This window comes from Pseudomonas sp. AA-38, assembly GCF_029457475.1.
Lineage (GTDB): Bacteria > Pseudomonadota > Gammaproteobacteria > Pseudomonadales > Pseudomonadaceae > Aquipseudomonas.
On the sequence record NZ_CP120359.1, the window covers coordinates 4,354,383 to 4,379,450 of the forward strand.

Consider the following 25,068-nt stretch of genomic DNA (forward strand, 5'->3'; position numbering starts at 1 on the left):
GCCTGTCACACCCTGCGACAGCCCATGCGGTTACCCTGACCTGACAGCTTGTGTAGGATGAAGGCAGACTTTGCAAAAGGTTGCTCTCATGCTGTTCGGTGCCGTACTCGTCATCACCTGGCTGATCCTGCTGATCCGCTACCCGAGCAAGGCCCTGCCCGTCTCGGCAGCGGCGCTCATCGGCCTGGGCCTGGTGGCGACCTGGGTGATCTGGCAGGAAAGCCGCGAGGCCCGCGATCTCGCCCATCTCGAACTGCGCATCCAGTACGCACCACAACAATGCCCGGCTGACCGACCATTGGCCGTGGAGCTGAAGAACGGCAGCGACGCGGCTCTGCAGGAACTGCATTGGCAAGTGGCCGCCTACCGCCCCGGCACCAGTACCAACCTGGCTCAACGCCTGTACGAATCGCCGCGCTACGACGGCCCTGGCGAGCTGTTACCCGGCGAAACCTGGGAAGACTGCCTGCCCCTACCCGACTTGCGCAGCGGCTACCGCCCGCAAACCCTGGAGTTCCGAGCCGAACGCCTGCAGGGCAGGTTCGTCCGTTGATCCGCGCCGAACGTCTGCCGAGCCGGTCCGAACACTCGCTCCTACCTGTACAGGGGCTAGCCAATGCCGGGCATGCCCGAGGCCTGCCAGCTAAAGTTGAGTCTGCTCTCATTTTTCCCTTTGCGACCCAAGCGGCCTGCTAAGCTGATCGTCCATCACTTTTTCAGGGAGTCTTGCGCATGGCTGATCAACCCAACGTCCTTATCACCGGCTGCTCCAGCGGCATAGGTCGCGCTCTGGCCGATGCCTTCCAGGCGGCCGGCTACGCTGTCTGGGCCACCGCACGCAAGGAGGCGGATTTGGCCAATCTGCAACAGGCCGGCTTCCATGCGCTGCACCTGGACGTCAACGATGCCGAGGCCGCGCAAGCCCTGGCCAAGCGCCTGGAAGGTGAAATCGGCGGCCTCGACGTGCTGATCAACAATGCCGGCTACGGCGCCATGGGGCCGCTGCTCGATGGCGGCGTGGAAGCCATGCGTCAGCAATTCGAGACCAACGTCTTCGCCATCGTCGGCGTGACCCGCGCCTTCTTCCCGCTGCTGCGTCGCAGCCGTGGTCTGGTGGTCAACATCGGCAGCGTCTCGGCAGTACTGGTCACACCATTCGCCGGCGCCTACTGCGCCTCCAAGGCCGCCGTGCATGCCTTGAGCGACGCCCTGCGCATGGAGCTGGCGCCTTTCTCCATCGATGTCATGGAAGTGCAGCCGGGCGCTATCGCCTCCAGCTTCGGCAGCAACGCCACCCAGCAGGCCGAGGCGCTGATCCGCCAGGACTCACCCTGGTGGCCGCTGCGCGAAGGCATCCGCGCCCGCGCCAACGCCTCGCAGGACAAACCTACGCCGGCCAGCGATTTCGCCACGCAGCTTCTGGCCGCCGTGCAGCGTGACAAACGCCCGCGCCTGCTACGCCTGGGCAATGGCAGCCGTGCCCTGCCGCTGACCGCCACCCTGGTGCCCAAGGCACTGCTGGAACGGATACTGCGCAAACGCTTCGGCCTGGCTCGCGCGCTATGACCCCCGCGGTGCAGGTGCGCCATTACGCCCTGGCCGGGGTGATCGCGGCCGTGCTGCTGAACCTGCTGCTGCGCACCTTCGTGCGTCTGGGCGGGGTGTTCACCACCCTGCTGATCGCCGCCGCCATCGCCACTGGCCTGGCCCTGGTGTTCCACTGGCGCCAGGGCCGCGCGCCGAGCGCTGCCGAACGCTGGCGCTTGACCCTGCTCTACGGCGGCATGCTGGGTTTGCTCTATCTGAGTCTGCTGGGCATGATGGCCCTGCAGGACACGCCCAGCCCCATGGGCCTGCTTCTGTTCAGCCTGCATTACCTGTGCTACCCGCTGCTGGCCTGGCTGGCGTTCTCGCCACGTTACGGCCGCTGATCTCCCGTCAGGACGACACTCATGCTGCACACCCTTGCCGTTGCCAACTACCGCTCGATCAACAACCTGATCCTGCCGCTGGGCCGGCTCAACCTGATCACCGGCGCCAACGGCAGCGGCAAGTCCAACCTCTATCGCGCCCTGCGTCTGCTGGCGGAAACCGCCCAGGGCGGCGTGGTCAACGCCCTGGCCCGCGAAGGCGGGCTGGAGTCGAGTTTCTGGGCCGGGCCGGAGAAGATTTCCCGACGCATGCTCAAGGGCGAGGTACCCGTGCAGGGCGGCCCGCGGCAGAACGTGATGCGCCTGCGCCTGGGTTTTGCCGGTGAGGATTTCGGCTATGCCATCGCGCTGGGTCTGCCCGAGCCGAGCAACTCGGCCTTCTCCCTCGACCCAGAGATCAAGCGCGAGTGCATCTGGGCCGGCGCCAACTACCGCCCCGCCTCGCTGCTGGTGGATCGGGGCGGGCCTCTGGTGCGCATGCGCGAAGGACGCAGTTGGCAGGTACTGGCCCAGCACGTGCCGAACTACGACAGCCTGTTCGACCAGATCGGCAACGACCCCAATTGCCCGGAAGTCTTCCAGCTACGGGAAACCATTCGCCGCTGGCGCTTCTACGATCACTTTCGCAGCGACGCCGAGGCACCCGCGCGCCAGCCGCAACTGGGCACGCGCACGCCAGTGTTGCACCACGATGGCCGCGACCTGGCCGCCGCGCTGCAGACCATCCGCGAAATAGGCGACCGCGCTGCGCTGGACGCCGCCATCGACGACGCCTTTTCTGGCAGCCGTCTGCACATCGATTTCCAGGCCGGTGGGCGCTTCGCCGTCGAGCTGCGCCAGGAAGGTCTGCTACGCCCCTTGAGCGCCGCCGAGCTGTCCGACGGCACCCTGCGCTATCTGCTGCTGATCGCCGCCCTGCTAACACCCAGGCCACCGTCGCTGATGGTGCTCAACGAACCCGAAACCAGCCTGCACCCGGATCTGCTACCGGCGCTCGGGCGCCTGATCATCGCCGCCTCGCACCACACGCAGGTGTGGGTGGTATCTCACGCCAGCCGCCTGATCGCCACGCTCAAGCAAGACCCCGGCTGCAATACCCTGGAACTGGACAAACCACTGGGGCAGACCTGCATCCGCGGCCAGGGCATGCTGGATGAGCCGCTCTGGCGCTGGCCGGACTAGCAGGCCGTTGAAAGCCACCTAGGTTGCCATTGCTGCGTTAAAAACAGGTTCTTGGCATTTTCAGGGGGAATGCTTGGTTGATACCGGACTGGCAATAAGGTGTTGGTTGTTCTTGTGTCTGTTCCGGCTTGCCGCGTTTTTGTTGATGTTTCTGGTTTCGCCCTCCCGGGCGAGTCACTTTTGACGGGCAAAAGTAACCAAAACCCTCCGCCCGGTCATCCGGCCCTGGCTTCGCCAGGGTTCGCTCACTCCATCGCCGCTCCAGAGGCCCGCCACGGTGGGCCATCCATGGCCCATCGTGGCTCTCGCGACATCCATGTCGCTCGACCTCTTCCACGACGACTCCGTTCGCCCTCCTGGGCGGGCTCTGCACGCGCCTGAACCAGCGGTAACCCAGAAGTAGCACGGAGTTTTGAGTACAGGGTCAGCCTTAGGGCTGACCTGAATGCCGGCTGCAAGCCGGCAAGCCGTTCAATACATGAAACTGCGCGAATGAAACTATTGGTTTAATTCGACAGCCACGTCGTGCTTCCACTGCTACCAGAACACGCCGCGCATGCTCGGAACAACTGTACGTTCAGGCGCGCTAACTCCCCCTTCAGGAGGCCGAACGTAGGCATTGCGCAGGGGGCGAGCGGCATGGATGCCGCGAGAGGCTTAAAGGGCCAGGGATGGCCCTTGTAAGCCGACCCCGGAGCGATGCCGGAGTGAGGGAAGTCGAGCGAAGCGAGACCCGGATGGCGGGGGTGCGTTTCTTTTGCTTACTTTTCTTTGCGCAGTTCAAAGAAAAGTGAGTCGCCCGAGGGGGCGAAACCCGGAATATCTGGACACACCCAAGGCGGCGTCCAGAAGACCAACACAGACCAACAAGACAACACACAAACTTGCCAGTCCGGTATCAAGCAAACGATCCCACGCAAAATAAAAACAGGCTCGTGTGCGAGCCCAAGCTAGGCGCTCCCGTCAAAAATGCTCATTTACAGCTCGTAAAGTCGAGCGCGACTCCGACCGTTTTGACTCACTGCGTTCGCCCTTCGGGCCAGCCTTCGGCTGTTACGCCCGTTGGTCGTTTCGCCTGTTTTTGCGGGGCCGCCATCGGTATTGCACTGGCGGCCTCGGATCGAGCTTCCTGCTTCGCTCCCTGCATCCATGCAGTCGTCGCCTACACCAGGCTCAGCGCATCCAGGGCGGCGTGGGCTCGGCATCCTTGGGCGCGTCCTCGGCTTCCAGCAACGCCTTGCGCCGCGCCTCCTCGGCCAGCGCAGCCTTGATCTCGCGCATCACCGCATCAATGTCGGCGGCATCTTCTGGCTCGGCGAACTCGCCGGTGAGCTGGCTATCGGGCTGCAGCTTGCCGGCCTCGTAGAGCGCCCACATCTCCTTGGCGTACTTGGTGTACCTGAGCTCCGGAGCGAACTGGCCGAAATACTCGGCCATGTTGCGCACGTCGCGCTCGAGCATGGCGAAGGCATGGTTGTTGGCAGCGGCATCCACCGCCTGGGGCAGGTCGATGATCACCGGGCCTTCGGCGCCGAGCAGCACGTTGAATTCGGAGAGGTCGCCATGCACCAGGCCGGCGCAGAGCATCTTGACGATCTCCTGGATCATGAAGGCATGGAATTCGCGGGCGTCGTCCGGGTGCAGCTCGACATCGTTGAGGCGTGGCGCCACATCGCCCTCGCCATCGTCGACCAGCTCCATCAGCAGCACGCCGTCGAGAAAATCGTAGGGCTTGGGCACGCGCACACCGGCACTGGCCAAGCGGAACAGTGCAGCCACCTCGGCGTTCTGCCAGGCCTGTTCCTGTTCCTTGCGCCCGTACTTGCTGCCCTTGGCCATGGCGCGCGCCTGGCGGCTGCCACGTACCTTGCGGCCTTCCTGATACTCGGCGGCCTGGCGGAAGCTGCGTTTGTTGGCCTCCTTGTAAACCTTGGCGCAGCGCAGCTCGTCACCACAGCGCACCACATAGACCGCGGCTTCCTTGCCGCTCATCAGCGGGCGTAGCACTTCATCCACCAGTCCATCCTCGACCAGGGGTTCGATTCGTTTGGGCGTCTTCATCGGTGTGAATCGTGGCTCCTGCGTGGCGAAAAGCGTAAAGGCTGGTTGCCATCGTCTCACAGCCTGGAGGCGATGCCGACCCTCGATCTGCATGAGCATCCCGACGATGGTCGGAGCCGCGCGGCGGAACATCCACGCCGACAGCTACGGGCAGAAACGCGAACGCCCACACGAGGTGGGCGTCGCTGACCTGCAAGGCGTTACAGGTAGTAGGACTTCAGCGGCGGAAAGCCATTGAACTCCACGGCGCTGTAGCTGGTGGTGTAGGCACCGGTGGACAGCCAGTACAGGCGGTCACCGCTGGCCAGGTTCAGCGGCAGGCCGTACTTGTAGTTCTCGTACATGATGTCGGCGCTGTCGCAGGTGGGACCCGCGATCACCACTTCTTCCATCTCGCCCTTCTTCTCGGTCCAGATGGGGAACTTGATGGCCTCGTCCATGGTTTCGATCAGGCCGCTGAACTTGCCGACGTCGGCATACACCCAGCGCTCCACGGCGGTACGCGACTTGCGCGCCACCAGCACCACTTCCGATACCAGCACACCGGCGTTGGCGATCAGCGAACGGCCCGGCTCGAGGATGATTTCCGGCAGCTCGTCGCCGAAGTCTTCCTTGAGGAAGCGGGTGATTTCCGCCGCGTAGGTTTCCAGGTCGTTGGTGCGCTGGATGTAGTTGGCCGGAAAGCCACCGCCCATGTTGATCATCTGCAGGGTGATGCCGTCTTCTTCCTTGAGGCGCTCGAAGATCACCTTGACCTTGGCGATGGCCGCGTCCCACACGTCGATGTCGCGCTGCTGGCTACCAACGTGGAAGGAGATGCCATAGGGCACCAGGCCCAGTTGCTTGGCCAGGATCAGCAGATCCAGGGCCATGTCCGGCTGGCAGCCGAACTTGCGCGACAGCGGCCAGTCGGCGCTGGTGGAGCCTTCGGTGAGGATGCGCACGTAGACCTTCGACCCCGGTGCGGCCTTGGCGATGTTGCGCAGGTCGGCTTCGGAATCGGTGGCGAACAGGCGCACACCCTTTTCATAGAAGTAGCGAATGTCGCGCGCCTTCTTGATGGTGTTGCCGTAGCTGATACGCTCGGGGCCGACGCCGGCGCCCATCACCTTGTCCAGCTCGTAGATCGAGGCGATGTCGAAGCTCGAGCCCTTGTCGCGCAGCAGTTCGATGATCTCGATGGCCGGGTTGGCCTTGACCGCGTAATAGGTCTTGGCGAAGGGGAAGCAGGTGCCCAGTTGGTCATAGGCATCGGCGATGATCTTCCGGTCGATCACCACGAAAGGGGTGTCGTGCTGATCGGCGAACGCCTTCATGCGCTGGAAAGTGGCGGGTGCGTAGTAGTCTTCGACCTTGATCGACATGCGGGACTCCATTGGCTAAACCGGGAACACATGGATTCGGGCAGCGAAACACCTGACAGGTTCCGCTACGTGTAGGGGGTGGCCGCGCAACGCGCGTGCCTGAACGTCTGACAGTTTCCCCACTTTGGTTCGCCTACTTCCCAAGGCATGTCGCCGAGCATCGCCGATCGCGGTGAGCCACCTGCGATCTCTCGTCGTCAGTACTTGAGCCGGATGGATCGTTTCCAGCATGGACGTTCGGGCGCGGACTTTAAGACCATGCGCCCCTCCAGATCAACCGGAAATTCCCGCTAATTTCACATCGTTCCGGATATCGCACGAAATGCCCTGGAATGCTGAACAGGCGCGGCTTTCAGCCAGTTTGGCGCAGCCGTGTTTCAATGCCATTGCAGTGCCGTTTCAACCAGCGCATCGACCCGCCCGGAACACAGGCCAGGCCAGCGGGATCAATACACGTCGCGGCGATAACGCCCGTCCTCGACCAGCTCCTGCACCACCTGCTCACCGAGCAACTCGCGTAGCGTCGTATCGACGCCGCCGGCCATGCCCTGCAGGCTGCCACAGACGTAGATGGCCGCCCCTTCGGCCAGCCAGGTGTGCAGGCGCTCGTGCTGTTCGCGCAGCAAATCCTGCACGTAGCGCCTTTCGGCCTGGTCGCGGGAGAAGGCCAGATCCAGATGCTGCAACTCACCCGCGACCAGCGCCGCCTGCAGTTCGTCGCCACAGAAGAAGTCGCAAGCGCGGTTGCGCTCGCCGAACAGCAGCCAATTGCGCCCCTGCCCGGCCAGGGCGCGTGCCCGCAGCAGCGAACGCAGTCCGGCCAGACCGGTGCCACTGCCAATCAGGATCAGCGGGCAGTCGTCCTCCGGCAGATGGAAGCCACGGTTACGCCGCACCCGCGCCAGCAACTGGCCGCCCTCGGGCAGGTGCTGGCTCAGCCAGCCGGAACCGAGGCCCAGGCTGCCGTCGGCTAGCCGGGTCTGGCGCACGATCAGTTGCAACACGCCGTCGGCCACCACCGAAGCGATGGAATATTCCCGTGTGCTCAGCGGCACCAAGGCATCAACCAGAGCCTGGGCATGCAGCCCGACCAGATGGGCGAAGCTGTCCGGCAACTGCCGTTCGGCCAGAGCCTCGCGCAGCTCGAGATGCTGCCCATCCAGCGTCACCGCCTCGCCACCGGCTAAACCGGAATGCTGCAGCCAGGTCTGCACCCGCGCTGACGCATGGCGCGGGCGTATCTCGAGAATGTCGCCGGCCTGCCAGGTGCTTTGTGCCGGCGGCGTCAAGCCGATGAAATACACCGGCGCGCCCTGGCTACCGGGGTTGAGCAAACGGCGCTCGGCCAGCGTCCAGCGCTGCCAGGGCGCCTGCTCGAAGTGTACCGGCGCGGCACCGGTCAACTCGCTGAGGTGCTGCTGCCAACGCTGCAGCGCGGCCTGATCGGCACCATCGACCTCGACACTGTCGAACAGCCGCTGCGCGCCCTGCAGCCCCAGCCAGTGGTTGATACGCCGGGCGAAGCCGCAGAAGTGCTGATACTGCCGATCCCCCAGGGCCAGCACGGCGTAGCTCAGTTGCTCCAGCGGCAGCGAAGCGCCGAGTACCTTGCGCTCGAAGCCCTGGGCGGCGTCCGGCGCCTCGCCATCGCCGAAGGTGCTGACCACGAACAGCGCCTTGCGCGTCTTGCGCAAACTGTCGGCATCGACCCGCGACAGCGGCTCGACCCGTACCGGGATGCCGGCGGCCTGCAACTGCCCGGCGCTCTGCCAGGCCAGTTGTTCGGCGAAGCCGCTCTGACTGGCGAAGCCCACCAGCCAGCCTTCACCTGAATCGTCAGCCTGCAGCCCGGCGCGAGCCGCCAGCGCCGCACGTTTCTTGCGTCGCCGATCCAGGTACAGCAGCCAACCGGTGATGAAGAACAGCGGCATGCTTGCCGAGGCCAGCAGCATCAGGATGCGCCCCGGCATGCCGAAATATTCGCCGACGTGCAGCGAATACAGACTGACCAGCAACTGTGCCTTGAGGCTCTTGTCGGCATAACGCTCGTGGCCGCTGACCTCGCCGCTCTTCGGGTCGATCTGCAACTGGTTGAAGGCCCGTGGGTGCTCGGCGTCATCAAGCAGGTAGAAGACGGTCGCTGGCTCCCCGGCAGCGGCCGGCAGACGCAGGTTCCAGGCCACCAGATGGGGCCCGGCCGCCTGCTGGATGCCCTGCCACATGGCCTCGTAGCCAACCTCGGGCACCGGGCCATTGGAGACTTTATGGGCACCCCGACCGCCACCCTGCTGTTGCGGCGTATCGGCGAGCAGTCGCGTCAGCCCTTCGCGGTACCAGTCATAGGACCAATAGAGGCCAGTGAGGCCGGCACAGAGGTAGAACAGCAGCGCCCAGGTGCCCGCGACGGCATGCAGATCCCAGTTGAAGCTGCGGCCTTTCTTCTTCCAGTCCAGGGTCAGCCAGACGCGCCAGTTCAACGCCTGGCGCGGCCAGCGCAGGTACAACCCGGACAGACAGAAGAACAGCAGCGCCAGGGTGCTGGCGGCAGTGATCTGCTTGCCCACCTCGCCCATGGCGAGAAAGCGATGCAGGTTCAGCATCAGGCGGAAGAAACCCTGACCGACGGGCTCGGCCAGCACCTCACCAGTGTAGGGGTCGAAGACGATACGCGGGCCGCGCCGCTCGCCCGGCGGCGGCGACAGGAAGGCCGTGCCGGGCCCGTCATGCCGACCATCGACCCACAGGCTGGTAACACGGTCGGCGGTGGCGGCCTCGATCCGTGCCGCCAGTTCGGCGGGTGTGAGGTAGCCCTGCGCACTGGGTCGGCTCTGCTCGGCGTTCAGCGCTCGGGTGATCTCGCCCTCGAAGCTGTAGAGCGCGCCGGTGATACCCATGATGGCCAGCACCAGCCCCGCGCTGATGCCGAAGAACCAGTGCAACTGGAAGACGATTTTCTTGAACACGACGGAGCCACCCCTGCCTGACCCTCACGACGGGCGGCTACTCTATATAAGAATAATTTTCATAACCATTCATTTACGTGTTTTTTACGCATCGCGAGTCGCCTGCCAATGCCCGCACCGCAGGCCTATCCACGCCCCTCGGCCAGAGCCTGCAGTTATCGGTATAATCGCCAGTTTTCCGGGCGCCAGGTTCCATGCTAGGGCGTCCTCAACGATTCAACCCAGGCACGCATCCATGACCACCCAGGCCGCCGAAGTCGCCAAGCGCCGTACTTTCGCCATCATTTCCCACCCCGACGCCGGTAAGACCACCATCACCGAGAAGCTGCTGCTGATGGGCAAGGCCATCGAAGTGGCCGGCACCGTGAAGTCGCGCAAGTCCGACCGCCACGCCACCTCCGACTGGATGGAGATGGAGAAGCAGCGCGGCATCTCCATCACCACCTCGGTGATGCAGTTCCCCTACCGCGAGCACATCATCAACCTGCTCGACACCCCCGGCCACGAAGACTTCTCCGAGGACACCTACCGCACCCTGACCGCTGTGGACAGCGCGCTGATGGTGCTCGACGGCGGCAAGGGCGTGGAGCCGCGCACCATCGCGCTGATGGATGTGTGCCGCCTGCGCGATACGCCCATCGTCAGCTTCATCAACAAGCTCGACCGCGACATCCGCGACCCCATCGAACTGCTCGACGAGATCGAGGCGGTGCTCAACATCAAGGCCGCACCGATCACCTGGCCGATCGGCTGCTACAAGGACTTCAAGGGCGTCTACCACCTGAGCGGCGACTACATCGTGGTCTACACCCCGGGCCACGGCCACGAGCGCACCGAAGCCAGGATCATCCAGAAGCTGGATTCCGACGAGGCCCGCAACCACCTTGGCGACATGTACGAGCGCTTCGTCGAAGAGCTGGAGCTGGTGCAGGGCGCCTGCCACGAATTCGAGCCTGACGCCTTCCTCAAGGGCGAGATGACCCCAGTGTTCTTCGGCACCGCACTGGGCAACTTCGGCGTCGACCACGTACTCGACGCCGTGGTCGACTGGGCGCCGCGCCCGCTGGCGCGCGCCGCCAACGAGCGCAGCGTGGAGCCGACCGAAGAGAAATTCTCCGGCTTCGTGTTCAAGATCCAGGCGAACATGGATCCGAAACACCGCGACCGCATCGCCTTCATGCGCATCTGCTCGGGCAAGTACACCCAGGGCATGAAAATGCGCCATGCCCGCCTGGGCAAGGACGTGCGCGTCGGCGACGCGCTGACTTTCTTCTCCAGCGAGCGTGAGCACCTGGAAGAGGCCTATGCCGGCGACATCATCGGCCTGCACAACCACGGCACCATCCAGATCGGCGACACCTTCACCGAAGGCGAGAACCTGGGCTTCACCGGCATCCCGCACTTCGCCCCGGAGCTGTTCCGCCGCGTGCGCCTGAAGGATCCGCTGAAATCCAAGCAGTTGCGCCAGGGCTTGCAGGAACTGGCCGAAGAAGGCGCCACCCAGGTGTTCTTCCCCGAGCGCAACAACGACATCATCCTCGGCGCGGTCGGCGTGCTGCAGTTCGACGTGGTGGCCAGCCGCCTGAAGGAGGAATACAAGGTGGAATGCGCCTACGAGGCGATCAACGTCTGGTCGGCGCGCTGGATCGAATGCAGCGACGAGAAGAAGCTCAAGGAATTCAAGGACAAGGCCCATGAGAACCTGGCCGTGGACGGCGGTGGCCACCTCACCTACCTGGCGCCGACCCGCGTCAACCTCAGCCTGATGGAAGAGCGCTGGCCGGACGTGAAATTCCGCGCGACGCGCGAGCATCACTAAAGGTCTGCACGACTACTCTTTGTAGGAGCCGGCTTGCCGGCGATCATGGCTGACGAAAAAGCATCGCCGGCAAGCCGGCTCCTACGAAGAGCGTGGCCTTACCTTCAGGCCATCGTGCTCGCAGGTGCAGAGCAGTCGCGTCGTTGCTGGATCGTCCAGCAGATGCTCGGCGACTGCCGGTTCCAGTTCGGTGCGTATGCGGCGCGCTAGGGCGCGAGCACCGAAGCGGATGTCATGCTCGCGGCACAGCCAGGTGCGGGCGCTCTGTTCCACCTGTAGCGAGCGTCCCTGGCGACCCAGGCGCTGGTTGAGCTTTTCCAGTTCGATATCCAGCAAGGCATCCAGCCATTGTTCGTCGACACGCTCGAAGACCAGGATGCGGTCGAGGCGGTTGAGCCATTCCGGCTCGAAGCGCTCGTGCAGTACTTTCTCCAACAGCGCCGCTTCGCCTTTCGGAGCAAGCCCCAGACAACGCCGCCAGCCATGGGCAAAACGCTCGCGGTAACGCTGCGCCTGCTGCGCACCGAGGTTGCTGGTCATGAAGATCAGGCTGTTGCGAAAGTCCAGGGTGCGACTGCCGGCGGTAAGCGTCAGGCGGCCATGCTCGAGAATGCCGAGCAGACTGCGCAGTACCTCAGGGCTGGCCTTCTCCAGTTCGTCGAACAGCACGATGCCAGGCCGCCCGAAGCTGCCGGCGATGGCTTCTGCATCGAACAGCGTGGTGCCTTCCTTGCTGCCAACGTAACCGGGCGGCGCACCGGTCAGGGCGGCGGCGTAGTGTTCCTGGGCCAGGGTATGCATGTCGATGCGGCACAAGGCATCGGCGCGGCCATGAATGGCTTGGGCCAGCAAGCGCACGATCTCGCTCTTGCCCACGCCGGTCGGGCCCATGAACAGGTTGACCGCCAGTGGCCGCTCACGCTCGCCGATGTCGGCCTTGATCACCTTGAGCATGGCCTCGACCTGCGCCAGCACCGCGTCCTGGCCGACGATACGTGAGCGCAGCAGGGCCATCACGGCAGCCGGCTCGAACAGGAAACGTGATTGCAGTCGAGTAACGCCTTGGTGCTCCAGGCGCTCGCGGTTGCTGTCGATCAGGTCGTTGGCAAAAGGCATGAGACGATCACCGGTAGGGTGCGCCGTGCGCACCAATGGTTCTCATGGTGCGCACGGCGCACCCTACGCGAAACGTTCCTTGCCCGGATGCGGCAACTCGCCCACCGGGCAATCGGCCACCCCGACGGTCGAGCGGGTCATCTTCTCCACGTCTTCCTGGGCCTTCTGCGCATCCAGCACCCAGGTGCGGTAGAACTCGAACGGGCAGTCGGCCACACCCTTGTCGCCGTCGCCGGAGTTGTACACGCCGGTGTAGCCACGATGGAGCAGCTTGAACAGGTGGTTCTGCGACTGGTCATTGGCGCGCGCATCGCGGATCTGCGACACCGACAGTTGGGCGTACTGGATGCCCATTTCCTCTTCGCCGCACTCGCCCAGGGTGCGGCCGTCGAAGCCGATCAGCGCCGAGTGGCCGAAGTAGCTGTACACCCCGTCGAAGCCAGTGGCGTTGGCCACCGCCACGTAGCAGTTGTTGGCCCAGGCCATGGTCTTGGCCATCAGCACCTGCTGCTCCTTGGCCGGGTACATGTAGCCCTGGCAACGTACGATCAGCTCGGCGCCCTTCATCGCACAGTCGCGCCAGATTTCCGGGTAGTTGCCGTCATCGCAGATGATCAGGCTGATCTTCATGCCCTTGGGGCCTGCGGACACGTAGGTGCGGTCACCCGGATACCAACCCTCGATGGGGCACCAGGGAATGCACTTGCGGTACTTCTGCACGATCTCGCCCTGATCATCGATAAGGATGAGCGTGTTGTAGGGGGCCTTGTGCGGGTGCTCTTCATGGCGTTCGCCAGTGAGCGAGAAGATGCCCCAGGTCTTGGCCTCGCGGCAGGCGGCGGAAAAGATCGCCGTTTCCTCGCCTGGGATAGTCGCGGCGGTGGCCATCATCTCGTCCTTGTCGTACATGATGCCCATGGTGCTGTACTCGGGGAACACCACCAGATCCATGCCGGGCAGGCCGAGCTTCATGCCCTTGATCATCTCGGCGATCTTGCGCGCGTTGTCGAGCACCTCGGCCTTGCTGTGCAGGCGCGGCATCTTGTAGTTGACGACGGCAACGCCAACGGTATCTGGGCTGCTGGAAATATCGCCATGGCGCATAAAAAACTCTCCTGAGCTTCAAGCCGCAAGCTGCAAGCCTCAAGCAAGAGCGCGCCCTGCTTGCCGCTTGTGGCTTGCAGCTTGCCGCTGCTTTTCAGTGACTGATCATCCACGGCCGTGCCGAGGGGCTGGCCTTGAGGCCGTGGGGGTTGGCCTTGGTGCGCTCGACCGGCTTGCTCGGGCCGCAGCAACTGCAACCGGCCGGGTGCTTGCGGTTGGCCTTGTACTCTTCGAGGCTTTGCGGCGCGTGGGCGCTGCGCTCGTTGGTTTCGTGGGCGCGGCGCTGGCTGCCGGCCATGCTGGCCAGGCCCGGCGCACTGAGGATCACCCGCTCGCTGACAGTGTCGCAGTGCGGGCAGGCACAGGGCTGGTCACGCTCGGCCATTGGCCGCAGCAGGGTGAAATCACCACAGCTTGGGCAGTCGTATTCGTAGATGGGCATGGCAATACCTCGGTAAATTCGGTGCGCACGGCGCACCCTACGGCGGCCGTGCGCGCGGGCATCATTTGTCGTAGGCGATGGGCAGGTCGATGCTGCCGTCGAGGAACCTGGTCGGGCCGCTGGCACTGGGGTTGATGTCGAACTCGAAGATGTCGGTCGGCAGCCACAGCGTGGCGCAGGCGTTGGGGATATCGACCACGCCGCTGATATGCCCTTGCACCGGCGCCGAGCCGAGCAGCGAGTAGCTCTGGGCCGGCGAGTAGCCGAACTTGGTCAGGTAGTTGATGGCGTTGAGGCAGGCCTGCTTGTAGGCCAGGTTGACGTCAAGGTAGTGCTGCTTGCCCTCGTCGTCCACCGAGATGCCCTCGAAGATCAGGTAGTTGTTGTAGGTGGGCACGATGGGGCTGGGCTTGAAGATCGGGTTCCTGATGCCGTACTTGGCCATGCCGCCCTTGATCAGTTCCACCTTCATGTGCACCCAGCCGGCCATTTCGATGGCGCCGCAGAAGGTGATTTCGCCGTCGCCCTGGCTGAAGTGAAGGTCGCCCACCGAGAGGCCGGCGCCATCGACGTAGACCGGGAAGAAGATCTTCGAGCCACGCGACAGGTCCTTGATGTCGCAGTTGCCGCCGTGCTCACGCGGCGGCACGGTGCGCGCGCCGGTGGCGGCGGCTAGGTCGCGCGCCTCGCCCGTCATCTTGCCCATGTGCGCGGTGCTGGCGAACGGCGGGTTGGCCAGCGGCGGCACGCGGGTCGGGTTGCTGTCGATCAGCGCCTGCTCGCGCTTGTTCCACTCGGTGAGCATCTTGTGATCCGGCAGGCAGCCGATCAGCCCCGGGTGGATCAGGCCGGCGAAACGCACGCCGGGAATGTGCCGGCTCCTGGTGAACATGCCCTCGAAGTCCCAGATCGACTTCTGCGCCGAGGGGAAATGGTCGGTGAGAAAGCCACCGCCGTTGTTCTTCGAGAAGAAGCCGTTGAAGCCCCAGAGCATGTCCTGCTTGGCGCCGATATCGAGCAACTCGACGATCAGCAGGTCGCCCGGCTCGGCGCCCTTGACCCCCACCGGCCCGGACAGGTAATGCACGGTGGACAGGTCGACGTCGCGCACGTCACTGGCGTCGTCGTCGTTCTTGATCGCCCCACCGGTCCAGTCGTAGGTCTCGAGGATGAAGTCATCGCCCGGGTTGACCCAGCAGGCCATGGGAATGTCCGGGTGCCAACGGTTGTGTACCTGCTCGTTAGCGGTCGCAGCCTGGTTGAGGTCGACCTTGATCAGCGTATCGGTCATGACAGAGCTCCATAACACCTGTGAGGAATGCCGGCCTGTGCCGGGGTACGCAGCCAGTCTCGAACGCGCCGAGAAATCGGCCAATACGTTGGATGACGTATGCCTGGAGGCCAGGTTTCACGAGGCCTGCAGGCCTTTCTCGCAGGTGCTAAAAAGCGGCCGCTGCATGGAGAACACAGCGACCGTAAAGCGGGAATTTGTATGTGTAGGAGCCGGCTTGCCGGAGATTGATTACAAACGACAGCATCGCCCGCAAGCGGGCTCCTACAGATGCATCACACCGACAGATAGCGGCTGATACTGGCCTCGTCGACCTTGTCGCGGCTTTCCTCGACCACGAAGCGGCCCTTCTCGATGACCAGGAAGCGGTCGGCGATTTCCAGGGTGAACGACAGCACCTGCTCGGACACCACGATGGTCAGGTCGCGCATGTTGCGGATCTCCTTCAGGCTACGGGCAATGTCCTTGATGACCGACGGCTGGATACCCTCGGTGGGCTCGTCGAGCAGCAACACCTTGGGGTTGGTGGCCAGGGCGCGGGCGATGGCCAACTGTTGCTGCTGGCCGCCGGAGAGGTTGCCGCCCTTGCGATGGCGCATCTCGTGCAGTACCGGGAACAGCGAATAGAGATCGTCCGGCACCTTGCCACTGGCGCTGGCCGGCAGCCCGGTCTGGATGTTTTCCAGCACGGTCATGCTGGGGAAGATCATCCGTCCCTGCGGCACATAGGCAATGCCGCTCTCCACCCGCTGGTGGGTCTCCAGCGTCGACACCTCCTTGCCGTCGACGCTGATCTGCCCGCCCCACTGCGGCAGTATGCCCATCAGGCTCTTGAACAGGGTGGTCTTGCCCATGCCGTTGCGGCCCATCACCGCGACGATTTCCTTCTTCGCCACGTCGAGGTTGAGCTCGTGGAGGATCTGGCTCTGGCCGTAGCCGGAAGCGAGGTTTCTGATCTGGAACATGGATGACTCCTTGCTGAACAGGTCCCGGATTTCATCCGGGCTACGCGGCTCGGTCGCTTGGTGCGCACAGCGCACCCTACGGTCGGTGGCGGGCTCGGCGGATCAATGGCCGAGATACACCTCGATCACCTTGGGGTTGCTCTGCACCGCGTCCATGCTGCCCTCGGCCAGCACCTTGCCCTGGTGCAGCACGGTGACGCGGTGGGCGATGCTCTTGACGAACTCCATGTCGTGTTCGATGACCAGCACCGAACGGCCTTGGCTGATGCGCCCCAGCAACTCGGCAGTGGCCACCCGTTCGGACACGCTCATGCCGGCCACCGGTTCGTCGAGCATCAGCAGTTGCGGGTCTTGCATCAGCAACATGCCGATCTCCAGCCACTGCTTCTGCCCATGGGAGAGCAGGTCGGCCTGCAGGTGCAGGTGATCACCGAGCATGATCTCCTGCGCCACCTGTTCGACCCGCTCGATCACCTCGCGCGTGCGTTTGAAGAACAGCGCACCGAACACCTTGCGCCCGGCCGGGTAGGACATTTCCAGGTTCTCGAATACCGTCAGGTTTTCGTAGATCGAGGGGTTCTGGAACTTGCGCCCAACCCCAGCGCGCACGATGTCGTACTCACGCATGCGGGTCAGCTCGCGGTTCTCGAACTGGATGCTGCCGGCAGTGGCCTTGGTCTTGCCGCAGATCAGGTCGAGCACCGTGGTCTTGCCGGCGCCATTGGGGCCGATCACCACCCGCACCTCGTTGCGGTCGATGTACAGGTTGAGGTCGTCGACGGCCTTGAAACCGTCGAAGGACACGGTCAGCCCTTCGATGGCCAGCACCGGCTTGGGCATCTGGAAACCGCTGGGTTGGCTCATGGCGTGCTCTCCAGTTCGGGGGCGGGTTGTTTGCTCGAGGTGGCGCTCCTGGCCGCTGGCTGCTCGGCGATCCGGGCCTGTGGCTTGCGCTGCAGGCGTGCCAGCCAGCGCTTGCCATGGCTGTCCCAGAGGCCGGCCAGGCCATTGGGGAAGTACATGACCACGACGATGAACAGGCCACCCATCAGGTACAGCCACAGCTCGGGGAAGCTCTCGGAGAAGTAGGTCTTGCCGAAGTTGACCAGCAGCGCGCCATACACCGCGCCGAGCAGCGACAGGCGCCCGCCGACAGCGGCGAAGATGACCATTTCGATCGACGGCACGATACCGACGAAGCTCGGCGACATGAAGCCCACCTGCAAGGTGAACATCGCCCCGCCGATGCCGGCGAAGGCCGCGCCGACGCAGAACACGAAGATCTTGAAGCTGGCCACGTCGTAGCCGGAAAAGCGCACTCGCTCTTCCTTGTCGCGCATCGCCAGGAGCAACCGGCCAAGCTTGGAGGCGATGATGAAACGGGCAATGAGGATGCAGCCGATCAGCAACGCCGCGCTGACGAAATACAGGATCAGCTTGGCCTCGTCGCTGCGGATGTCCCAGCCCTTGAGCGTGCGCAGGTCGGTGATGCCGTTGACCCCGCCGGTCAGCCCCTGCTGGCCGATGATCAGCACGGTGAGGATCAGCGCGATGGCCTGGGTGACGATGGAGAAGTACACGTCGCCGACACGGCGCTTGAACATCGCCAGGCCGATCACCAGCGCCAGCAGCACCGGCACCGCCACCACCGAGATCAGGGTGAAGCTCAGGCTGTGGAAGGGTTCCCAGAACAGCGGCAGCTCGGTGATCTGGTTCCAGTCCATGAAGTCCGGGATGCCGGGGGTGGACTGGATCCTGGTGCTCTCCGGGTCGGACGCCTCGAGCTTGAGGAACATGGCCATGCAATAGCCACCGAGGCCGAAGAAGATGCCCTGCCCCAGGCTGAGGATGCCACCATAACCCCAGCACAGCACCAGGCCAACGGCGACGAAGGCGTAGGTCAGGTACTTGCCCACCATGTTCAGGCGAAAGGCATCCAGCGCCAGCGGAAACACCACCAGGATCAGCGCGGCGAGCAACGCTAGGCCGATGGCGCCCTGCTTGCCGCCGAGCAGTTTGTCGAGTGTCGGATTCATGCTCGTGCCCTCACTTCAATAATCCTGTAGGAGCCCGCTTGCGGGCGATGAACAGCGTTGCAATCGCCCGCAAGCGGGCTCCTACCTTTCATTTGCGCACCTTGCTGGAGAACAACCCCTGCGGGCGCAGCATCAGGATCAGCACCACGGCGGAGAGGGTCAGCACCTTGGCCATCGAACCACTGGTGAAGAACTCCAGCAGCGACTGCGCCTGGGCGATGCCGAATGCCGAGGCGATGGTGCCGAGTAGGCTGGAGGCGCCGCCGAAGACCACCACCAGGAAGGTGTCGACGATGTACAGCGAACCCGCCGTTGGCCCGGTAGAACCGATGGTGGTGAAGGCCGCGCCGGCCACCCCGGCCACGCCGCAACCGAGAGCGAAGGTCATGCGGTCGACGCGCTTGGTATTGATACCGACCGCGCGCGCCATCACCCGATTCTGCATGGTGGCGCGTACCTGCAGGCCCCAGCGCGAGCGGTACAGCATGAGAAACAGCAGCGCGGTGAGCAGGATGGTCAGGCCCATGACGAACAGGCCGTTGCGCGGAATGTCGATGGCCTCGGTGGGGTTCCACGAGCCCATCAGCCATTCCGGCAGGGTGGCGCTGACCTCACGGGCGCCGAAGATCGAGCGAAAGCCCTGCTGCATCACCAGCGACAGGCCCCAGGTGGCCAGCAGGGTATCCAGCGGGCGCTGGTAGAGCTTGCTGATCATCGCCCACTCCACCAGCCAGCCGATGGCGCCGGCGATGAAGAACGAGAGGACGATGGCGAGGAAGAAGTAGTAAGGCCCGAAGGCCGGCGCGTACTGCTCGGTGAGTATCGAGACCACGAAGGTGGTGTAGGCGCCGATGGTGAGGAACTCGCCATGCGCCATGTTGATCACCCCCATCTGCCCGAAGATGATCGCCAGCCCCAGGGCCATCAGCAGCAGCACGCAGAACACGGACAAGCCGTTGAACCCCTGCATGGCCGCGATGGCGCCGAATTCCGATAGCCATTCCATACAAGCCCCCTCAAAAGAAGTTGCAAGCCTCAAGCTTCAAGCCGCAAGCAGAGCCCGCTCCACTTGCCGCCTGAGGCTTGCCGCTCGTCGCTGCTGTTACTGGTAACCTTCTGGGAAGGGGTTCGGTTCGATCAGGTCGGACTCGTAGACCACCTTGAACTGGCCGTTCTTCTGCACTTCACCAATACGCGTCTTGCTCCACAGGTGATGGTTTTCGTGCACCTTGACGTAGCCTTCCGGTGCAGTGGTCAGCTCGATGCCCGGGGAGGCAGCAACCACCTTGTCCACATCGAAGCTGCCGGCCTTTTCCACGGCGGCCTTCCACAGCCAGGGGCCGAGGTAGGCGGCCTGGGTCACGTCGCCGATCACCGCGTCCTGGCCGTACTTGGCCTTGAAGGCTTCGACGAAGGCTTTGTTGTTCGGGTTGTCCAGGCTCTGGAAGTACTTCATCGAGGCGTAGAAACCTTCCATGTTCTCGCCACCGATGCCGAGCAACTCGTCCTCGGTTACCGACAGGGTGAGCAGGGTCTGCTTGGCCGAGGTCACGCCGGCCGCTTTCATCTGCTTGTAGAAGGCCACGTTGGAACCGCCGACCACGGCAGCGAAGACCACGTCAGGCTTCTTCAGCTTGATCTTGTTGATCAGCGAGCCGAACTGGGTGTTGCCCAGCGGGTAGTACTCCTCACCCACCACCTTGCCGCCGAGCACCTTCTCGATGTGCTTGCGCGCGATCTTCATCGAGGTGCGCGGCCAGATGTAGTCGGAGCCGATCAGGTAGAAGGTCTTGGCGCCCTTCTCCTTGGCCACCCAGTCGAGGCCGGCGAGGATCTGCTGGGTCGCCTCCTGGCCGGTATAGATGACGTTCTTCGATTGCTCCAGGCCCTCGTAGAAGGTCGGGTAGTAGAGCAGCCCGTTCTCCTTCTCGAACACCGGCAGCACCGCCTTGCGCGAGGCCGAGGTCCAGCAGCCGAACACGCTGGCGACCTTGTCGCCGACCAGCAGCTTGCGCGCCTTCTCGGCGAAGGTCGGCCAGTCGGAAGCCCCATCTTCCTGAACGACCTTGATCTGCCGACCGAGCACGCCACCGCTGGCATTGATCTGCTCGATGGCCAGACGCTCGGCCTGGATCGACCCGGTCTCGGAGATGGCCATGGTGCCAGTGGCCGAATGCAGGATGCCGACCGTGACCTCGCTGTCGGTCACCGCCAGGCCGGTAGTATTCACCTCGGCATGGGCCATCTGGCCGAACAGGCTGGCGGCCACCAGCGACAGCGCCGCAGCCCCTAGCGCCAACCGGCGCGGTAGAAGTCGAATCGGTTGAGAATCCATGGTCGTGCTCCTGTGCTGGTTATTCGTGCCGAACCACGCCGGCTTCGCAGCTAGGATGCGTTTGCCCCCGCCGCGCGGGGTATACGCAGCATGACGTAAGGGCATACGTCATCTGACGTACAGCGCCGCGCGCCAGGCTGGTGCAAGCTGGCCCGCAAGCAACCAGGCAGACAGAAGCTCGCGCGCGCGGTAGAGGGCTTGCCGCAGTAGGGCATGGAAGTTGCTGATATCCGCCCTGTAGGAGCCCGCTTGCATGCGATGCGTTCTTGCTGGTCACACAGATCGCCGGCAAGCCGGCTCCTACAGGGACGCGCGACAGGGACGGGCTCAATAACCGATAACGTCAGCAGGACTTCGCCCGTGCAGCCAACCGGCACCCAGCGCATCATCAAGATTCGCCGCGACTACAACACCTGGGTCGCCGACGAGACCATGGAAGACTACGCCCTGCGCTTCACCCCCAGGTCGTTCCGCAAATGGTCGGAACTGCGCATCGCCAATACCGCCGTGGGCGCCGTGTCGTTCCTCGCCCTGGAGGCCATCGGCGGCGCCCTGGCGCTGTCCTACGGCTTCACCAACACCCTGTGGGCCGTGCTCGCGGTGAGCCTGGTGATCTTCCTCACCGGACTGCCCATCAGCTACTACGCCGCCCGCTCCGGCCTGGACATGGATCTGCTGACCCGTGGCGCCGGCTTCGGCTACATCGGCTCGACCATCACCTCGCTGATCTACGCCAGCTTCACCTTCCTGTTCTTCGCCCTGGAAGCGGCGATCATGGCGCTGGCCCTGGAGCTGTACTTCGACATGCCGCTGGCCCTGGCCTACGTGGTCTGTTCGGTGATCATCATTCCGCTGGTGGCCTACGGCATCACCCTGATCAACCGCCTGCAGATGTGGACTCAGCCCCTGTGGCTGTTCCTGCTGGTGCTGCCCTATGTGTTCGTCATCGCCAAGAACCCCGAGGCCCTGTCGGACTGGACCAGCTTCGCCGGCCGCGAAGGCGACCCCGGCAGCTTCAACCTGCTGCACTTCGGCGCCGCCTGCACCGTGGCTCTGGCTCTGGTCACGCAGATCGGCGAACAGGTCGACTACCTGCGCTTCCTGCCGGAAAAGACCCGCGCCAACCGCGTGCGCTGGTGGACGGCGCTGTTGCTGGCCGGCCCTGGCTGGATCATCCCTGGCGCCCTGAAGATGCTCGCCGGCACCTTCCTGGCCTTTCTCGCCCTGCAGCACGAGATCCCCATGGAGCGCGCCGCCGAGCCGACGCAGATGTACCTGGTGGCCTTCAACTACGTGTTCGCCTCGCCGCAATGGGCACTGGCAGCCATGGTGCTGTTCGTCATCGTCAGCCAGGTGAAGATCAACGTCACCAATGCCTACGCCGGCTCACTGGCCTGGTCGAATTTCTTCGCCCGCATCACCCACAGCCACCCAGGCCGCGTGGTCTGGCTGGTGTTCAACGTGGCCATCGCCCTGATGCTGATGGAACTGGGGGTGTTCGACGCCATCGAGGAAGTGCTCGGCCTCTATGCCAATATCGCCATCGCCTGGATCGGCGCGCTGGTGGCCGACCTGGTGATCAGCAAACCGCTGGGCCTGTCGCCCAAGTACATCGAGTTCAAGCGCGCGCACCTCTACGACATCAACCCGGTGGGTGTCGGTGCCATGCTGATCGCCTCGCTGCTGTCGATGCTGGCCCATGCGGGGCTGTTCGGCGCCCTGGCGCAGGCGGCCTCGCCGATGGTGGCGCTGGGTTCGGCCTTTGTCCTGGCACCGTTGCTGGCCTGGCTCACCGGCGGGCGCTACTACATCGCCCGCGAGCGCCAGCCGCAGTTGCTCTACCCCTACGCCGAGGCCGGCATGGTGCAGTGCTGCCTGTGCAGCAACCGCTTCGAGGAGCCCGACACGGCCCACTGCCCGGCCTATGGCGCGCCGATCTGTTCGCTGTGCTGCTCGCTGGATGCCCGCTGCGAAGACCGCTGCAAACCCCGTGCCCGTCTGGCCGATCAGCTCGATGACTTCATCGGCTGGGTCTTTCCACGGGGCACCATCGCCCGCCTGCACAGCCGTCTGGCGCAATACCTGGGCCTGCTCAGCCTGCTGGTGCTGCTGCTGTCCGGCGCCCTGGCGCTGATCTACAGCCAGGTGTCGCTGGGCCTGCCGACGCAGGAACCGGAGATGCGTCAGACACTGTTCCAGGCCTTTCTCAAGGCCTTCCTGACCCTCTCGCTGTTCGCCGCCATGCTCGCCTGGTGGCTGGTGCTGACCCGCGAAAGCCGACGCGTGGCGCAGGAGGAGTCGGATCGCCAGACCCTGCTGCTGATGCAGGAGATCGAGGCGCACCGTAAGACCGACGAGGCCCTGCAGCAGGCCAAGGAGGCGGCGGAAGCGGCCAACGCGGCGAAGAGCCGCTACGTCACCGGCTTGTCTCACGAGCTGCGCACGCCGCTCAACAGCATCCTCGGCTACACCCAGATCCTGCAACGCGATGCGGCCATGCCGGGGCAGTATCAGGATGCCCTGGCCACCATCCTGCGCAGCGGCTCGCACCTGCTGTCACTGATCGATGGCCTGCTCGACGTGGCCAGGATCGAAGCCGGCAAGCTGCACCTGGAGCTGGCGGAAATCCCCTTCCCGGAGTTCATCCACCAGCTCGAACGCATGTTCACCCCGCAGGCGGCGGAAAAGGGCCTGCACTTTCGCCTCGACTGTATCGGCCGCATGCCGGCGGTGGTGCGCGGCGACGAGAAGCGCGTGCGGCAAATCCTGATCAACCTGCTGGGCAACGCCGTGCGTTTCACCGAACGCGGCGAGGTGCGCCTACGGGTCGGCTACATGCGCGAAACCGCCACCTTCGAGATCATCGATACCGGCGTCGGCATCGCCGCCGAGCAGATCGAGCGCATCTTCCAGCCCTTCGAGCGCGGCGACCTGATGCGCCAGGACAACGGTGTCGGCCTCGGTCTGACCATCACCCGCATGCTCACCGCACTGATGGGCGGCGAGCTGTCTGTGCATAGTCAGCCTGGCCAGGGTACGCGTTTTCAGGTGCGCCTGTTTCTCTCCGAAGTGCGTGTGCCGCAGGCGGTGGTGCATGTCGAGCACGACATCGTCGGCTATCAGGGTGAACGCCGGCTGATTCTGGTGGTGGACGACCATCTCGAACACCGCCGGGTACTGGCCGGCATGCTCGAACCGCTGGGCTTCGAGGTGATCCAGGCGGCCAGCGGCCAGGAGGCGATCCGCCAGGTAGCGCTGCACAATCCGCATCTGATCCTCATGGATCTGTCCATGCCGCAGATGGATGGCTGGGAAACCAGCCGCCTGATCCGCCGCAACACCCAGTGCCCGGCGCCGATCATCGCCATCTCCGCCAATGCCTTCACCGACGACCGCGAGCGCAGCGTCGCCGCCTCCTGCGACGACTACCTGGCCAAGCCCGTGCATACCCCGCAGTTGCTCGAACGCATCCAGCAGCAGCTCAGCCTGACCTGGCTGCACCGCAGCGCGCATCCCGCGCCGCCGCCCCAAGCCCTGGTACTGCCGGGCAGCGACGACCTGCAAGCGTTGCGCGAGCTGGGCGCCCTGGGCTATGTGCGCGGCCTGCAGCAACGCCTGGACGAGATCGATCAGCGCCAGCCGGCCTGCGCCAGCTTCACCGCCGCCCTGCGGGTGCTACTGAAAAGCTTCCAGCTCGACGAACTCAACCGCCAACTCAAGGAGGCCGAACATGAATGCGCCGCTCCACACGACTGAGTCGAGGACGCCAGCCTGCCTGCCCAGCGAACGCGGCATCATCCTCATCGTCGACGACACGCCGGACAACCTCGCCCTGCTCTCCGACGCCCTCGACGATGCCGGCTACATGGTGCTGGTGGCGCTGGACGGTGCCAGTGCGCTGACGCGCATCCAGCGGCGGCGCCCTGACCTGATCCTGCTCGACGCGATGATGCCGGGCCTCGATGGCTTCGAGACCTGCCGGCGGATCAAGGCCGAGCCGAGCAGCGCCGACATCCCGGTGCTGTTCATGACTGCGCTGACCGACAGCGAACATGTGGTGCAGGGCTTCGAGGCCGGTGGCATCGACTACGTGACCAAGCCGATCAGCCCCGAGGAAGTGCTCGCCCGCGTCGCCTCGCACCTGCGCACCGCGCGTGTCCTGCAGGCCGCGCGAGCGGCCTCGAAACCGCTCAGCCTGAGCCTTGACGACGCCACCGCGCACGCGCGCCTGTCAGCGCGCTTCCAGCTCACCGAGCGCGAGGTGCAGGTGCTGCGCTGGGTGGCCTGCGGCAAGACCAACCGCGACATCGGCGACATCCTCGGTCTCAGCCCGCGCACGGTGAACAAGCACCTGGAGCATGTCTACGTGAAGCTGGGCGTGGAGACCCGCACCGCCGCCGCGTCGGTGGCCTTGGCGGCGCTGAGCGAATCCTAGGGCCTGCTGCCCTGATCATGGACA

19 protein-coding genes are annotated in these 25,068 nt (G+C 64.4%); 7 read left to right on the forward strand and 12 right to left on the reverse strand.

Translation table 11 applies throughout. The features are described from left to right. Positions 1 to 88: 88 nt before the first annotated feature. The 4 genes from PVE35_RS20070 (at position 89) to PVE35_RS20085 (ending at position 3,113) form a co-directional block, all read left to right on the forward strand. Positions 89 to 553: a multidrug transporter gene (locus PVE35_RS20070; protein ID WP_268178848.1), complete on the forward strand. Its 465-nt coding sequence runs from the start codon at positions 89 to 91 to the stop codon at positions 551 to 553. 179 nt (positions 554 to 732) lie between these two features. Then, on the forward strand, positions 733 to 1,566 hold the full coding sequence (locus PVE35_RS20075) for an SDR family oxidoreductase (protein ID WP_268178849.1): 834 nt from the start codon (positions 733 to 735) through the stop codon (positions 1,564 to 1,566). Then, on the forward strand, positions 1,563 to 1,931 hold the full coding sequence (locus PVE35_RS20080) for a hypothetical protein (RefSeq protein WP_277372771.1): 369 nt from the start codon (positions 1,563 to 1,565) through the stop codon (positions 1,929 to 1,931). The genes PVE35_RS20075 and PVE35_RS20080 overlap by 4 nt, the downstream gene beginning before the upstream one ends. A 21-nt stretch (positions 1,932 to 1,952) precedes the next feature. Then, the gene (locus PVE35_RS20085) at positions 1,953 to 3,113 is read left to right on the forward strand and encodes an AAA family ATPase (RefSeq protein ID WP_277372772.1); all 1,161 of its coding nucleotides are present in this window, start codon (positions 1,953 to 1,955) and stop codon (positions 3,111 to 3,113) included. Positions 3,114 to 4,286: 1,173 nt separating this feature from the next. On the opposite strand, the gene PVE35_RS20090 is transcribed toward PVE35_RS20085, so the two are convergent. The 3 genes from PVE35_RS20090 to PVE35_RS20100 form a co-directional block, all read right to left on the reverse strand. Further along, on the reverse strand, positions 4,287 to 5,174 hold the full coding sequence (locus PVE35_RS20090; protein ID WP_268178852.1) for a PA4780 family RIO1-like protein kinase: 888 nt from the start codon (positions 5,172 to 5,174) through the stop codon (positions 4,287 to 4,289). A gap of 200 nt (positions 5,175 to 5,374) precedes the next feature. Next, positions 5,375 to 6,538, reverse strand: coding sequence for a type III PLP-dependent enzyme (locus PVE35_RS20095; protein WP_277372773.1), 1,164 nt, complete (start codon positions 6,536 to 6,538; stop codon positions 5,375 to 5,377). Positions 6,539 to 6,984: 446 nt separating this feature from the next. Beyond that, positions 6,985 to 9,501: a sulfite reductase flavoprotein subunit alpha gene (locus tag PVE35_RS20100; RefSeq protein WP_277372774.1), complete on the reverse strand. Its 2,517-nt coding sequence runs from the start codon at positions 9,499 to 9,501 to the stop codon at positions 6,985 to 6,987. Between the two features lie 235 nt (positions 9,502 to 9,736). Between PVE35_RS20100 and PVE35_RS20105 the strand changes: the two genes are divergently transcribed. Further along, positions 9,737 to 11,320, forward strand: coding sequence for a peptide chain release factor 3 (locus PVE35_RS20105; protein WP_277372775.1), 1,584 nt, complete (start codon positions 9,737 to 9,739; stop codon positions 11,318 to 11,320). Between the two features lie 81 nt (positions 11,321 to 11,401). Here PVE35_RS20105 and PVE35_RS20110 read toward each other — a convergent pair whose 3' ends face one another. From PVE35_RS20110 to urtA, 9 genes are all read right to left on the reverse strand, one after another. Then, the gene (locus PVE35_RS20110) at positions 11,402 to 12,436 is read right to left on the reverse strand and encodes an AAA family ATPase (RefSeq protein ID WP_277372776.1); all 1,035 of its coding nucleotides are present in this window, start codon (positions 12,434 to 12,436) and stop codon (positions 11,402 to 11,404) included. Between the two features lie 63 nt (positions 12,437 to 12,499). Continuing rightward, positions 12,500 to 13,540, reverse strand: coding sequence for an aliphatic amidase (locus PVE35_RS20115; RefSeq protein WP_277372777.1), 1,041 nt, complete (start codon positions 13,538 to 13,540; stop codon positions 12,500 to 12,502). 94 nt (positions 13,541 to 13,634) lie between these two features. After that, on the reverse strand, positions 13,635 to 13,982 hold the full coding sequence (locus tag PVE35_RS20120) for a zinc ribbon domain-containing protein (protein WP_277372778.1): 348 nt from the start codon (positions 13,980 to 13,982) through the stop codon (positions 13,635 to 13,637). 61 nt (positions 13,983 to 14,043) lie between these two features. Further along, entirely contained in the window at positions 14,044 to 15,273 is a 1,230-nt protein-coding gene (gene fmdA / locus PVE35_RS20125) for a formamidase (RefSeq protein WP_277372779.1), read from the reverse strand. Positions 15,274 to 15,548: 275 nt separating this feature from the next. Beyond that, positions 15,549 to 16,238, reverse strand: a complete 690-nt coding sequence (urtE, locus tag PVE35_RS20130) for an urea ABC transporter ATP-binding subunit UrtE (RefSeq protein WP_277372780.1) — start codon at positions 16,236 to 16,238, stop codon at positions 15,549 to 15,551. 102 nt (positions 16,239 to 16,340) lie between these two features. Then, complete coding sequence (urtD, locus tag PVE35_RS20135; protein WP_277372781.1) at positions 16,341 to 17,102, reverse strand: urea ABC transporter ATP-binding protein UrtD; 762 nt, start codon at positions 17,100 to 17,102, stop codon at positions 16,341 to 16,343. Beyond that, positions 17,099 to 18,274 (reverse strand): urea ABC transporter permease subunit UrtC, encoded by a 1,176-nt coding sequence (gene urtC / locus PVE35_RS20140; protein WP_277372782.1) that lies wholly within the window; start codon positions 18,272 to 18,274, stop codon positions 17,099 to 17,101. Before urtC ends, urtD begins: the two co-directional genes overlap by 4 nt. Positions 18,275 to 18,362: 88 nt before the next feature. Next, entirely contained in the window at positions 18,363 to 19,280 is a 918-nt protein-coding gene (gene urtB, locus PVE35_RS20145; RefSeq protein WP_277372783.1) for an urea ABC transporter permease subunit UrtB, read from the reverse strand. A gap of 96 nt (positions 19,281 to 19,376) precedes the next feature. Beyond that, a complete protein-coding gene (gene urtA / locus PVE35_RS20150; RefSeq protein WP_277372784.1) occupies positions 19,377 to 20,609 on the reverse strand; it encodes an urea ABC transporter substrate-binding protein in 1,233 nt (410 codons plus the stop codon). Between the two features lie 360 nt (positions 20,610 to 20,969). On the opposite strand from urtA, the gene PVE35_RS20155 reads away from it, so the two are divergent. Then, positions 20,970 to 24,365: an ATP-binding protein gene (locus PVE35_RS20155; protein ID WP_277372785.1), complete on the forward strand. Its 3,396-nt coding sequence runs from the start codon at positions 20,970 to 20,972 to the stop codon at positions 24,363 to 24,365. Beyond that, on the forward strand, positions 24,340 to 25,044 hold the full coding sequence (locus PVE35_RS20160) for a response regulator (protein ID WP_277372786.1): 705 nt from the start codon (positions 24,340 to 24,342) through the stop codon (positions 25,042 to 25,044). The genes PVE35_RS20155 and PVE35_RS20160 overlap by 26 nt, the downstream gene beginning before the upstream one ends. The last annotated feature ends 24 nt before the right edge of the window (positions 25,045 to 25,068 follow it).